The organism is Parabacteroides sp. (assembly GCF_977054455.1).
The window spans coordinates 104059-117084 of sequence record NZ_CDRTCT010000005.1; the positions used below are offsets into that span (position 1 = coordinate 104059).

9 protein-coding genes are annotated in these 13026 nt (G+C 48.9%); 3 read left to right on the forward strand and 6 right to left on the reverse strand.

From position 1 onward, the window contains the following. The first annotated feature begins 41 nt into the window (after window positions 1-41). Entirely contained in the window at window positions 42-3158 is a 3117-nt protein-coding gene (locus tag ACW6QF_RS03670) for a glycoside hydrolase family 2 TIM barrel-domain containing protein (protein WP_456086866.1), read from the forward strand. A 150-nt stretch (window positions 3159-3308) separates the two neighbouring features. Here ACW6QF_RS03670 and ACW6QF_RS03675 read toward each other — a convergent pair whose 3' ends face one another. Continuing rightward, window positions 3309-3980: a hypothetical protein gene (locus tag ACW6QF_RS03675; protein WP_456086867.1), complete on the reverse strand. Its 672-nt coding sequence runs from the start codon at window positions 3978-3980 to the stop codon at window positions 3309-3311. A 332-nt stretch (window positions 3981-4312) separates the two neighbouring features. Next, on the reverse strand, window positions 4313-7135 hold the full coding sequence (polA, locus tag ACW6QF_RS03680) for a DNA polymerase I (protein WP_456086868.1): 2823 nt from the start codon (window positions 7133-7135) through the stop codon (window positions 4313-4315). Between the two features lie 99 nt (window positions 7136-7234). Between polA and ACW6QF_RS03685 the strand changes: the two genes are divergently transcribed. Continuing rightward, window positions 7235-8209 carry a polyprenyl synthetase family protein gene (locus tag ACW6QF_RS03685; protein ID WP_456086869.1) on the forward strand — a complete coding sequence of 325 codons (975 nt, stop codon included), beginning with the start codon at window positions 7235-7237 and terminating at the stop codon, window positions 8207-8209. Between the two features lie 240 nt (window positions 8210-8449). Further along, window positions 8450-9295 (forward strand): BRO-N domain-containing protein, encoded by an 846-nt coding sequence (locus tag ACW6QF_RS03690; RefSeq protein WP_119215938.1) that lies wholly within the window; start codon window positions 8450-8452, stop codon window positions 9293-9295. Window positions 9296-9466: 171 nt separating this feature from the next. Here the strand turns inward: ACW6QF_RS03690 and deoC are convergent, their stop codons facing one another. Genes deoC through uvrC form a run of 4 tightly spaced genes read right to left on the reverse strand, consistent with a single transcriptional unit; the run spans window position 9467 to window position 13009 of the window. Beyond that, entirely contained in the window at window positions 9467-10402 is a 936-nt protein-coding gene (gene deoC, locus ACW6QF_RS03695) for a deoxyribose-phosphate aldolase (RefSeq protein WP_456086870.1), read from the reverse strand. 4 nt (window positions 10403-10406) lie between these two features. Continuing rightward, window positions 10407-10739: a nucleotide pyrophosphohydrolase gene (locus ACW6QF_RS03700; RefSeq protein ID WP_293732421.1), complete on the reverse strand. Its 333-nt coding sequence runs from the start codon at window positions 10737-10739 to the stop codon at window positions 10407-10409. A gap of 7 nt (window positions 10740-10746) precedes the next feature. After that, a complete protein-coding gene (gene dtd, locus ACW6QF_RS03705; RefSeq protein WP_005633815.1) occupies window positions 10747-11199 on the reverse strand; it encodes a D-aminoacyl-tRNA deacylase in 453 nt (150 codons plus the stop codon). A 4-nt stretch (window positions 11200-11203) separates the two neighbouring features. Continuing rightward, window positions 11204-13009: an excinuclease ABC subunit UvrC gene (uvrC, locus tag ACW6QF_RS03710; RefSeq protein ID WP_456086871.1), complete on the reverse strand. Its 1806-nt coding sequence runs from the start codon at window positions 13007-13009 to the stop codon at window positions 11204-11206. Between the last annotated feature and the right edge of the window lie 17 nt (window positions 13010-13026).

Genomic DNA, 13026 nt, shown 5'->3' on the forward strand with positions numbered 1-13026 from the left:
AATATTTTGCTTATGTTTGTGTACCTTTTAATTAATGTATTATGAACAAAAAACTTAAAGCTCTTCTTTGTGTTTTGGCATGTTCTCTGATGACGACCTATGCACAACAAAAGCCGGAATGGATGAATCCGGAAGTGAATGCTGTCAACCGCGCTCCGATGCACACGCATTATTTCGCCTATGAAACGGAAGATGCGGCCTTGCAAGGCGAGCAGCAAAAGTCCTCCAACTTCATGTCGATCGACGGAACCTGGAAATTCAACTGGGTGAGGAATGCCGACCAACGGCCGCTCGACTTCTTTAAAGTTGATTTTAATGATAAGGGATGGGACAATTTCTCCGTTCCCGGTCTTTGGGAAATGAACGGCTATGGCGACCCGCTGTATATCGAGAGCGGTTATGCCTGGTGCTACCAGTTCGAAAGTAACCCGCCTTATGTGCCGATCGAAAACAACCATGTCGGTTCATACCGCCGGGAGATCGAACTGCCTGCCGGCTGGAAGGGGAAAGAGGTTTTTGCCCATTTCGGTTCCGTTACGTCCAATATGTATCTGTGGGTAAACGGCAAATATGTCGGATATAGCGAGGACAGCAAGCTGGAAGCCGAGTTCAATCTGACTAAATACCTGAAACCGGGCAAGAACCTGATAGCGTTCCAGGTGTTCCGCTGGTGTGACGGGACGTATCTGGAAGACCAGGATTTCGTTCGTCTTTCCGGAGTAGCCCGTAGCTGTTATCTCTATGCCCGTAACCCGAAATATATCGAGGACATACGGATCACGCCGGATCTGGATGCAAACTATAGAAACGGGACGGTCCGGGTGGATCTGGACCTGAAAGGAAATGCCGCCGTAGAACTGAAACTGACGGATGCCGAAGGTCGTGTGGTTGCGTCCGAAGAGTTGAAGGGGAGCGGTAAGCTGAATACTTCTTTTGCTATCGGAAATGCACGGAAATGGTCTGCCGAGACACCTTATCTGTATACGCTGACCGCAACCTTGAAAGACGGGGACCGGGTACTTGAAGTTATCCCGCAGAAGGTCGGTATCCGGAAAGTCGAATTGCGCAATAACCAGGTTTGGGTGAACGGTTCGCCGGTCCTGATCAAAGGTGTGAACCGCCATGAGATCGATCCGGACAGGGGGTATTGGGTGACGCCCGAACGGATGCTTCAGGATATCCGGATTATGAAGGAAAATAATATCAATGCGGTCCGTACCTGCCATTATCCGGATGATAACCTGTGGTATGATTTGTGTGACGAATACGGTCTGTATATGGTTGCCGAAGCCAATGTGGAATCGCATGGCATGGGGTACGGCGAAGAGACGCTGGCCAAGAATCCGGCGTTCAGGAAAGCCCATTTGGAGAGGAACGAACGGAACGTGCAGCGCAACTTCAACCATCCGTCCATCATCTTCTGGTCATTGGGAAATGAAGCCGGTTTCGGCCCTAACTTCGAGGCTTGCTACCGTTGGGTGAAAGCGGAAGATCCGTCACGCGCCGTACAGTATGAACAGGCGGAGGAGAATGAGTTTACCGATATCTATTGCCCGATGTATATCCCGTTCGACAGTTGCCTGAAGCATTTGCGTGGCAATTACGGCAAACCGTTGATCCAGTGCGAATATGCGCATGCGATGGGTAATTCCGAAGGCGGCTTCAAGGAGTATTGGGACCTGATCCGGAAAGAACCCGAATATCAGGGTGGCTTTATCTGGGATTTCGTCGACCAGTCTCCCCGTATGTTTACGAAAGAAGGTGTACAATACTTCGGTTATGGAGGCGACTTCAACAAGTACGATGCTTCGGGACAGAACTTCCTGGATAACGGCCTGGTCAATCCTGACCGGCGCCTGAATCCGCATATGGATGAAGTGCGGCATATCTATCAGGATATCTGGGTAACGCCGAAAGACCTCGAAAAGGGGGAAATCTCCGTTTATAACGAATACTTCTTCCGTGATCTGGATGCTTATTACCTGGAATGGCAATTGCTCGCCGACGGCGTGCCGGTGCAGAACGGTATTGTCCCCCGTTTGGAAATTAAGCCGCATGAGACGAAAACAATGCATCTGGATTACGACCTTTCGCGTATCTGTGCGGATAAGGAAGTCTTGCTGAATGTCGCTTTCCGTTTGAAACAGTCCGAAACACTATTGCCTTCCGGTTATCCGGTCGCCAAGAACCAGCTTTCGGTCCGCCCGTACAAAACACCTTCCATCGACAATGCGAACTTGGCGGAAAGCAATCAGCCTGTGATCACGCCGGTTGTGAAGGAAAATGATATCAACTACCTGATCGTGGAAGGGGATAACTACCGTGCCGAATTCGCAAAGGAAGATGGATTCCTGACGCTGTACACCGTGAACGGCGTCCCGATGATGAAGGAGGGCGGCAAGCTGACACCGAACTTCTGGCGTGCCCCGACCGATAACGAGATGGGAGGCAATATGCAGAAACTATATGCCGTCTGGCGTAACCCGCAGATCAAGCTGGATAAGATCACCCAAAAGGCGGAGAACGGCCAGGCACTGATCGAGGCGGCTTATACCATGCCCGAAGTCTCTGCTAAGTTGTATCTGACTTATCAGATCAATAATAAAGGAACCATGAAAGTCACTCAGAAAATGGTTGCCGATGCTTCTGCCGACGTTCCGGACCTGTTCCGTTTCGGTATGCGCCTGCAAATGCCGAAGTGCATGGACCGGATCTCTTATTATGGTCGCGGCCCGATTGAAAACTATCCGGACCGTAATCATTCGACCGATCTGGGAAGATACAAACAGACGGTTGCCGAGCAGTTCTATCCGTATATCCGCCCGCAGGAAACAGGTACGAAGAGCGATATCCGTTGGTGGAAACAGCAGACGGTTGCCGGTGACGGGCTGAAGTTCTTTTCCGGTAAACCGATTCTTATGTCGGCCATGAACTATACGGTGGAAGATCTGGACGACGGACCGGAAAAAGGCCAACGCCATTCCGAACTCGTCCCGCAGGTCGATTATACCAATGTGCTGATCGACCTGAACCAGAAAGGACTGGGATGTATCACCAGCTGGGGTAAACGTGCTTTACCGCTCGAACCTTACCGGATTCATTATGGTAATTATGAATTCTCGTTTATCATGCAACCGGTGTTCGGAGATTATGAATAGTTTTTACGATGATCGTAACAGTGCTTTTACGATGGCCGTAACAACAAAGCCTCATCCTTCCTGCCCGGTGCAGGGTTCGGATGAGGCTCTTCATTTAACATTCAGAAAAAATATTGTTTGGGCGAATAGGCGGGAGAGGATTGGGGTATTTCAATAATCCAGTATGGCCCGGACCTGCCGCTTTTCCTTTTTGGGACATATATCGAGGCTGCTGTTTGCCATATTGAATGCCACTCCCAGGTCGATCACGCTGTTGTCTTTGCACCAGTATTCCTCGTCGTATAGCAGGGTTCCCCGGCGCTTGGCAAGGAGCAGGTTGAATTCCCGTTGCCTGGTGTGCAGCAATACCAGATTGAGCATATCCGGCAAATGCCAGTTGTCCAACGTCCCTTCGGAAATAGACTCGCAATAGATCAGGGCATCGAAATAGTCGAGTGTCTGTTCCCGTATCTCCATTACCGAACCTTTATAAGGGATGATATCGGGTTCTATATGCCGGCCGGAAGGACCTTCTCCGACCCGTATAACCACGCCGTTCGCATAAAGATCTCCGACGGCCGGAGCCTGGAAGGGGGGAAGATGGATGCCTTGCGCGATCTGATACCCTTTTTCGGGGTAATAGTAAATGAAATGGCTTAGGGATGTCGTGAGGCGGATGGAACGGATGTGACTGGCTTCGTCCGGAATAGCGATTGAAATGCCCCGATTCAGTATCTCTGTATCCGGTGTTATGTATCGATACAAGGGGAGTTGTTCGGATGTGAATTCGAACGCCGCCTTTTGTACGGATGCCGGAAGATTGTCTGGGAATATGAAATACATAATTTTCCAATTGCTCCATCTGTCCCCCTGAGATGGAAAAAATAATAGAAGCGTGGGAACTGCCATCTATCCAAGCAAGAGGTATCGCCAAACACCTATCCAGCAGATAGACAACAGCCCACGCTTTATGTTTATATAATATGTATATATACAAAAAACGTGAGGCAATTGTTGTCTACTGTCCTTGCTGGATGAAAAATTGGCGATTTTCTTGCTTAAGGACAATATGATAACGCTTCTGTTTTACTATGTGATATTGCAACTCTTTGCAATAAAGTTCACTACAAAGATAGTGTATAAATGATATGATTTATAATCTTTATGTGTTTTTGTTAATGCGCTTCCAGCCAGTTCACCCCTTCACCGCAGTCGGCGATCAGAGGAACTTGCAGCTTGATTGCATTTTCCATTTCATCCAATACGATTTGTTTCACTTTTTCCAGTTCGTCCTTGTAGACGTTAAAGTTCAATTCATCGTGTACCTGCAGGATCATCTTGCTTTTCAGGCCTTCGGTTTCGAAACGGTTGAAGATACGGACCATAGCCACCTTGATGATGTCGGCGGCACTGCCCTGGATCGGAGCGTTGATCGCGTTTCGTTCGGCATATCCCCTCACGATGGCGTTGTGGGAGTTGATATCCGGCAGGAAACGTTTCCGCTTGTAGATCGTTTCTACATATCCTTTTTCTTTCGCCACCTCGATGCTTTCGTCCATGTAGGCGCGGATGTCCGGATAGGTCTTGAAGTAGCCTTCGATCAACTCTTTCGATTCTGCACGGGGGATGTTCAGCCGTTCGGCCAACCCGAATACGGAGATACCGTAGATAATGCCGAAATTGGCCGTTTTCGCTTTCCGGCGCATGTCGGAAGTGACTTCTTCGACCGGAATGCCGTATATCTTGGCGGCAGTGGCGGCATGGATGTCGGCTCCGCTGCGGAAGGCTTCTATCATGTGGGCATCCTGGCTGAGGTGAGCCATGATGCGTAGTTCGATCTGCGAATAGTCGGCGGAGAAGAAGATACAGTCTTCGTTTTCGGCTGTAAAGGCTTTCCGGATTTCACGTCCCAATTCGTCGCGTACCGGAATGTTTTGCAGGTTCGGATTGGTGGAGCTGAGGCGGCCGGTCGAGGTGACTGCCTGGTTGTAGGACGTGTGGATCTTGCCGGTCTCCGGGTTGATCAGTTCGGGCAGGGCGTCGATATAGGTGCTGAGCAGCTTCTTCAGCCCGCGATATTCGAGCAGCTTTTCCACGACGGGATGTTTGGAACGCATTTTTTCCAGTATTTCTTCACTCGTGCTGTAGCTGCCTGTCTTCGTCTTCCTCGCTTTCTCTTCTATCTTGAGGTGATCGAAAAGGACTTCGCCGACCTGCCGGGCGGAATTGATGTTGAACTTCATTCCTGCCAGTTCGTAAATCTCTTTCTCCAACTTCTTGAGTGCGGCTGTCAGTTCTCCGGACGATTGTTTCAGGGCGACGGTGTCGAGCGTCACTCCCGTATATTCCATTTCGGCCAATACATATATTAAAGGCATCTCGATGTCATAGAAAAGCGATCCGAGTCCTTCTTTCTCCAGGCAGGGAGCAAAATAGTTTTTCAGCTTGAGCGTGATGTCCGCATCCTCGGCGGCATATTCGGCTACCTGTGGGATGGGGACGTCGCGCATGCAAAGTTGCTTTTTCCCTTTCGGCCCGATCAGCTCCTCGATGTGTACCGTTTTATATTTAAGATACGTTTCGGCAAGATAGTCCATGCCGTGGCGCAATTCGGGATTCAGAAGGTAGTGGGCGATCATCGTGTCGAATAGAGGGCCGGCTACCCGGATTCCGTATTTGCGGACGACAAGGATGTCGAATTTTATGTTTTGTCCGATCTTGAGCGATTTCGGGTTTTGCAGGGCGGGGGAGAAGTGGGCAAGAACTTTGTCCGCTTCTTTGCGGGCTGCCGGAACAGGGACGTACCAAGCCTCGTTTTCCTTCACCGCGAACGACATTCCGACCAATCCGGCCTTCAGCGGATCGACGCTATCTGTTTCCGTGTCAAAAGCAAAAAAATCCTGTTCCTCCAAAAACCGTCCTAATTCGATTCTTTTCTCCTCTGTATCAACAAGATGATAGGTGTGAGGAGTGGACTTTAAGTTCGCGAGAGTCGAATATTTGGGAACAACCGTAGGCTCGGCCGCAAATTCTTCAAAGAGCGAGCCTTGAATGGGGCCTGTGGGAACTGCTTTTTTCTTCGTGTTATTCTTTGCCGGAGCTGACGCCGCTTTGAATTCCGTTTTGACTTTTTCCGGCTCTCCGCGCATCCTGTTAATAAATGTTCTGAATTCTAATTCGGTGTAAATCTCTATGAGACGTTCCTCATTCATCTTTTCACGGATGCATTTGGCGGCATCGAACCGGATCGGGACATCCGTCTTGATAGTGGCCAGGAACTTGGAGAAACGAATTTGCTCCATGTTCTCCGTGACCTTCTTTTGAAGGGAACCTTTCAGCTTGTCGGTATTCTCCAAAAGATTTTCGATCGTTCCGAATTCGGTCAATAATTTCTGGGCGGTCTTTTCACCGACACCCGGACATCCGGGGATGTTGTCGGAACTGTCGCCCATCAGTCCCAAAAGGTCGATCACCTGGTTGACCGATGTCAGGCCGTATTTGCCCAGCACTTCGGGTACGCCCATAATCTCGTAGTCACCGCCGAAGCGGGGACGGTACATGAATATATGTTCGGACACCAGCTGGCCGTAGTCTTTGTCAGGTGTCATCATATAAACCTCGAAGCCTTCTTTTTCGGCTTGCTTGGCAACCGTGCCGATCACATCGTCGGCTTCATAGCGCGGGACTTCCAGTATCGGGATATTGTAGGCTTCTATGATGTCTTTGATGAAAGGGACCGACTTGCGGATATCTTCCGGTGTCTCTTGCCGTTGCGCCTTGTACTGTTCGTAGGCTTCGTGGCGGAAAGTCGGGCCTTTCGGGTCGAAGCCTACCGCAATATGGGTCGGGTTTTCACGTTTCAGGACATCTTCCAGGCTGTTGATAAAACCGAAGATGGCCGAAGTGTTCATACCTTTGGAGTTGATACGCGGGTTCTTGATAAAAGCGTAGTAAGACCGATAAATCAATGCATAAGCATCTATGAGGAATAACTTCATCTCTTTTAACACGTTTTAGTGTGACAATTGTCGGTAAATGTACGAAAAAACTCGCTTACTCGATACTTTTTGTTACTTTTGCGCATCTTAGGATCGATTATGAAGGATAGAAGTAAAATAGAACAACCGGTTGCCGTAGAGTTTCAACGTTTTAATGATGAGTTTGCTGCTTCGCTGCGAAGCGAAACGAATCGTTTGCAATCGGCTATTGACCAGATACTGAATGCGAGCGGGAAACATGTCCGCCCCTTATTGGTACTTTTGGCGGCTAAAGCATGCGGGCAGGTAACGGATAATACGATCAATTCGGCTGTTTTGCTGGAATTGCTTCATACTGCCACACTGATTCATGATGATGTGATCGACGAGACCAAACAGCGTCGTGGTGTCCCTTCCCTGAATGCCATATTCGACAACCGCATATCTGTCTTAGTGGGCGATTATGTCCTTTCCACCGCGTTGATCCGTTCTATCCAGACAGGTAATCTGCAAATCATAGGTATCGTTTCCAACCTGGGCCGCGATCTTTCGGAAGGGGAGATCAAACAGTTGGAGACGGCTGAAGAAAGCATCATCGACGAGTCCTGCTATATGCAGGTGATACGGAAAAAAACGGCCATGCTGCTTTCCGCGTGTGCCGAGATCGGTGCCATCTCGGCCGGAGCATCCGGTGAAATGGTGGAAAAATGCCGGGAGTTCGGTGAATACTTAGGTTACTGTTTCCAGATCAAAGATGATATCTTCGACTACTTCAAGGAGGCGAATATCGGCAAACCGACCGGCAACGATATCCGGGAGGGAAAGGTCACGCTCCCTTTGCTGCACGCTTTGCAGACGGGCAAGAGGGAAGAGGCTGAACATTGCCTTCATATCATAAAGGAGAAAGACTTTACCACAGAGAATATAGACTTGCTGATTGATTTTGCGAAAGCGAACGGGGGAATCGAATATGCCGAACAGCGCATGCAGGTATATCATGACAAAGCGGTAGAGGTTTTGATGACACTCCCTGAATCGGAAGCACGCGAGGGTTTGCTGTCGCTTGCCGATTACATCGTAGAGCGACGTAAATAGATTTTCGCGTATTTACTGTCACTCTATCACTTTTTTCCTTGCATCCTTTGTATATCAACATGTATTGAGTGTGATAGATGCCCTTTTCATCTATCACTCCTGTGTCACTCTCTATCACACTTTTCTTTTCATTTAATACGTTATTGGTTGAAAATCAATTTGATAAATATGCCGAGGGAAAGTTAGGTTTGCTGCTTTATTATCAGTATCTTTGCCAGATATTACTTAAAAACAGTGACTATGACAAAAAAAGAAGCGATTAAGCTCTTCGAAGAGCGTAAAGTCCGGACCGTTTGGGACGATGAACTGGAAAAATGGTACTTTTCTATTGTAGATGTAATAGGTGTGTTAACCGACAGTCCTGATCCTCGAAATTATTGGAAAGTATTGAAAAATCGGTTGAAGAAGGAGGGAAATGAAACGGTTACAAATTGTAACCAGTTGAAATTAGTAGCCGAAGATGGAAAGAAACGTCTTACCGATGTTGCCGATACCGAACAACTTTTCCGCCTGATTCAATCCGTCCCTTCTCCCAAAGCCGAACCTTTCAAAGGGTGGATGGCACAGATTGCCAGTGAAAGAATTGATGAATTGCAGGATCCTGAATTGACGATAGATCGTGCTATGTGGGAATATAAACGTTTGGGATACTCTGACAGCTGGATCAATCAACGATTAAAAAGCATCGAGATCCGTAAGAACCTGACGGACGAATGGAAGCGTTGTGGAATGGAAGAAGGGGTACAGTTCGCTTCTTTGACCGATATTATCACAAAGACTTGGTCTGATAAAACGACGAAAGAATATAAGGCGTATAAGGGGCTTAAGAAAGAAAACCTCCGGGATAATATGACTAATACGGAGTTAATCTTGAATATGCTTGCCGAAGCCTCCACAACGGAACTTTCGCAAGTAAAGAACCCTCAAAATTTCGATGAAAACGCCTCTGTCGCGATGGAAGGCGGTAAGGTCGCCAAAGTGGCCAGGCAGCAATTGGAAAGTCAGTTGGGACGTTCTGTTGTCTCTCCGTTGAATGCGCATAGTACCTTGGAGAAACTTCCGGAAGATACGGAAAAAGATGAATGAACTGCTTATATAAACACGACGACACCCGGATGTAGGCGATCCCTGCATCCGGGTGTTCGTTTAGGGTAGATCCGGGTGTAGTGGGAGGGAACATCCGGATGTAGCCGAATTTATGTCGTTGTCTTTTGGAAAAAAGACTATGGGCTTGTGGGAAATGTCCCGTTGCTTTTCTTATTTTCCCAAACGATGTTCGATGTCTTCCACCAGGCTGCTGGCTCCTATGCGGAACAGATCTTTATTCAACCAGTCGTTTCCTAATACTTCCTTGACAACGGTATAGTAGCGGACAGCCTCTTCTGCCGTGCGGACACCGCCTGCGACTTTGATGCCGACGCGCTTTCCCGTGATGGAATGGTACTTTTTCAGGACTTGGCACATCGTGTAGACGGCTTCCGGAGTGGCGCCCGGATAGCCCTTCCCGGTCGATGTCTTGATGAAATCCGCACCGGAATAGACCGCGAGGATAGCCGCTTTCTGAATGCTTTCGGGAGTCTGGAGGGCACCTGTCTCGAGGATGACCTTCAGTTTGGCATCACGGCAGCTCTCTTTGATCTCCTGAAGTTCTTCGGTAAGTTCGTCATAGTTCTCTTCCAGGAAATAGCCTAAGTTCATGACAACGTCGATTTCATCGGCTCCCTGCATGACGGCCATCGCCGTCTCGGCAATCTTTATTTCCATGAAGGTCTGCGAGGAGGGGAAACCGCCTGCTACGGACGCAATCTTTACCTCCTGTGCGGAGAGGGCCTCTTTTACCGTCTCCACAAACAGGGGATAGGTGCAGATGGCGGCCACGTTGGGCACGTCGGGGCGGGTTCCTTCGAAATCGTTCACCTTGTCGACCAGTTTCCAGATGCTCTCCTTCGTGTCGATACTGGTGAGCGAGGTCAGGTCGATGAAACCGTGGATCTGCTTCAAGACGTCGGGAGTGAAGTTGTCGTTCCCCTGTTTTCCGAGCAGTGTCTTTACCCGTTCGGCGACTTCTTCCGTCGTGCCGGCCGCTTCGAATTTGGCGAATGCCTGCAGGTATTTGTTGGTGTGGAGATGTTCGGCGTCTTCATCGTGATGGTGATGTCCGCATCCACATTCGTGATCGTGTTCGTGTACCATAATCTTATAGCTTTTTATTGTTTATATGTCGTTCTTTATCGCGGTCCGTTTTCTTTTGCAGATTCTTTTCGAAAGCAGCAGTCAGATCGACGCCTGTCTGGTTGGCAAGGCAAAGCAATACCCATAGGACATCGGCCATTTCATCGCCTAAATCACGGTGTTTGTCGCTTTCCTTGAAAGACTGTTCGCCGTATGTGCGGGCCATGATGCGGGCCAGTTCGCCGACTTCTTCGGTCAGGATGGTCATATTCGTCAGTTCGTTGAAGTAGCGGACGCCATACGTTTTGATCCAGCTGTCCACCTGTTCCTGTGCCTGTTTGAGTGTAATTTCTGCCATATCTTTATCATTCTTTATTCTGTGAATCGATCCAGATCGTGACAGGCCCGTCGTTCACCAGTTCCACTTTCATGTCGGCGCCGAACGTGCCGGTCTGCACTTCCTTTCCGATCTGCAAGCCCATCTCGGCGCAAAAAGCCTCGTACATCGGAATGGCTATGTCCGGTTTGGAGGCATGGATATAGGAAGGGCGGTTCCCCTTCTTTGTGGAGGCGTGGAGGGTAAACTGGCTGACCACCATCACTTCCCCTTCCGTTTCGACGACAGAGCGGTTCATAACGCCGTTTTCATCGTCAAAGATGCGGAGGTTGGCAATCTTCTTGCACAACCATTCGATATCCTCCTGCGTGTCGCGGTCTTCAATGCCGACCAACACGAGCAGGCCTTTCCCGATTTTGGACTTCAGCTGTCCGTCTATGGTTACGGAGGCATGTTGTACCCGTTGTATCAATGTTCTCATATCTTTATTTTAAACCATTTAATAATGCTTTTGTTTTGGCTTCTCCGATCACTTCCTTCAGTTCGTCGAAGCCGGCTTCGCGGATGCGTTTTACGCTCTTAAAATGACGTAAAAGTAATACTTTTGTCTTTTCTCCGATCCCTTTTATCGTATCCAATTCGGATTTTGTCTGGCTTTTGCTTCGCTTATCCTTGTGGAAAGTGATGGCGAAACGATGCACCTCGTCCTGTATTTGCGTGAAGAATTTGAACATGAAACTTTGTATCGGCATGCCGATCGTTTCGGGGGGAAAGCCGAACAAGAGTTCCGAAGTCCGGTGTTTCCCGTCTTTTGCCAGCCCGGCAATCGGAATATCCAAGTGCAGTTCGTCCTGGATCACTTCGCGCACGACTTCCATTTGCCCCTTTCCACCGTCGGTGATGATCAGGTCGGGCAGGGGAGCCTCTTCGGCGATGGCACGCTGGTAACGGCGGCGTACGACCTCTTTCATCGAGGCGTAGTCGTCCGGGCCGACAACCGTTTTGATGTTGTATTTCCGGTAATCTTTTTTCGATGGTTTCGCCATTTTGAAGACGACACACGCAGCCACCGCATCGCTTCCCTGTATATTGGAGTTGTCGAAGCACTCGATGTGTGCCGGCAATTTCGAGAGATGAAGCGTGTCCTGTATCTCTTTTAAAAGGCGGGTGCTGCGTTGCTCCGGATTCAGTTTCTCCGCTTGTTTCAGCTTGTCGACCTTATACTGCTTCACGTTCATCTCCGACAATTCCACCAGCTTCTTTTTGTCTCCGCGCTGCGGAACGGTGATCGAAACGTTTTCCAGTTCTATATCCAGCGGAAAAGGAACGATGATTTCGCGTGCGGTGCTTTTAAAGCGGTTGCGCATTTCGATGATCCCCAGGCTGAGCAGGTCCTCTTTCGACTCGTCCAAGCGTTTCTTGTATTCGAACGTATAGGCTTGCACGATCGCCCCGTTGCCGATATGCAGGTAATTGATGTAGGCGGAATTCTCGTTTTCGGCCAGCGAGAATACATCTATATTGTGGAGCATCGGGGTAACCACTGTCGATTTGGAACGGTAATTCTCGATGACTTCATACTTTTCTTTGATCTTCTGTGCCTCCTCGAACCGCAATTCTCCGGCCAGTTTTTGCATCTCTTCGTACAGATGCTTGCTTATTTGCGAGATATTTCCGCGTAGGATTTCCTTTATTTCGGAAATGTTTTGCTGGTATTCCTCCAGTGTCTGCAATCCTTCGCAAGGTCCTTTGCAGCGTTTGATATGGTATTCGAGGCAAACTTTATACCGTCCTTCCGCGATGGATTCGGGGGTAAGAGGGTATTTGCAGGTACGTAGCGGATACAGCTCTTTCAACATTTGCAGCATGACCTTTGCCGTGTAGATGGAAGGGTAGGGACCGTAATAGCGCGAACCGTCCCGTACGATATTCCGGGTTTGGAATACGCGCGGGAAATATTCGTTCTTGACAACGATGGACGGATAGGTCTTGTCGTCTTTCAGCAGCACGTTGTACCGGGGGCGATATTGCTTGATCAAGTTGTTCTCCAAAAGAAGCGCGTCCTCTTCGGTGTCGACAACAAAGTATTTGATGTCCCGTATCTGCTTGACCAGGACACGCGTTTTGTTGCTGTCGTGCTCTTTGTTGAAATAGGAGGAAACGCGACGCTTCAGGTTCTTTGCTTTGCCTACATAGATGATCGTTCCCTTCTCGTCGAAGTATTGGTAGCAGCCTGGCGATTCCGGTATGACGGAAAGGATGTTTTTTATATGTTCCTCGGTTGCGCTCATTTCTTTTTGCATCTATT

Coding starts and splice junctions, on each gene's coding strand:
- ACW6QF_RS03670 (WP_456086866.1), top strand. CDS start 42: ATGAACAAAAAACTTAAAGCTCTTCTTTGTGTTTTGGCATGTTCTCTG.
- ACW6QF_RS03675 (WP_456086867.1), bottom strand. CDS start 3,980: ATGTATTTCATATTCCCAGACAATCTTCCGGCATCCGTACAAAAGGCG.
- polA (WP_456086868.1), bottom strand. CDS start 7,135: ATGAAGTTATTCCTCATAGATGCTTATGCATTGATTTATCGGTCTTAC.
- ACW6QF_RS03685 (WP_456086869.1), top strand. CDS start 7,235: ATGAAGGATAGAAGTAAAATAGAACAACCGGTTGCCGTAGAGTTTCAA.
- ACW6QF_RS03690 (WP_119215938.1), top strand. CDS start 8,450: ATGACAAAAAAAGAAGCGATTAAGCTCTTCGAAGAGCGTAAAGTCCGG.
- deoC (WP_456086870.1), bottom strand. CDS start 10,402: ATGGTACACGAACACGATCACGAATGTGGATGCGGACATCACCATCAC.
- ACW6QF_RS03700 (WP_293732421.1), bottom strand. CDS start 10,739: ATGGCAGAAATTACACTCAAACAGGCACAGGAACAGGTGGACAGCTGG.
- dtd (WP_005633815.1), bottom strand. CDS start 11,199: ATGAGAACATTGATACAACGGGTACAACATGCCTCCGTAACCATAGAC.
- uvrC (WP_456086871.1), bottom strand. CDS start 13,009: ATGAGCGCAACCGAGGAACATATAAAAAACATCCTTTCCGTCATACCG.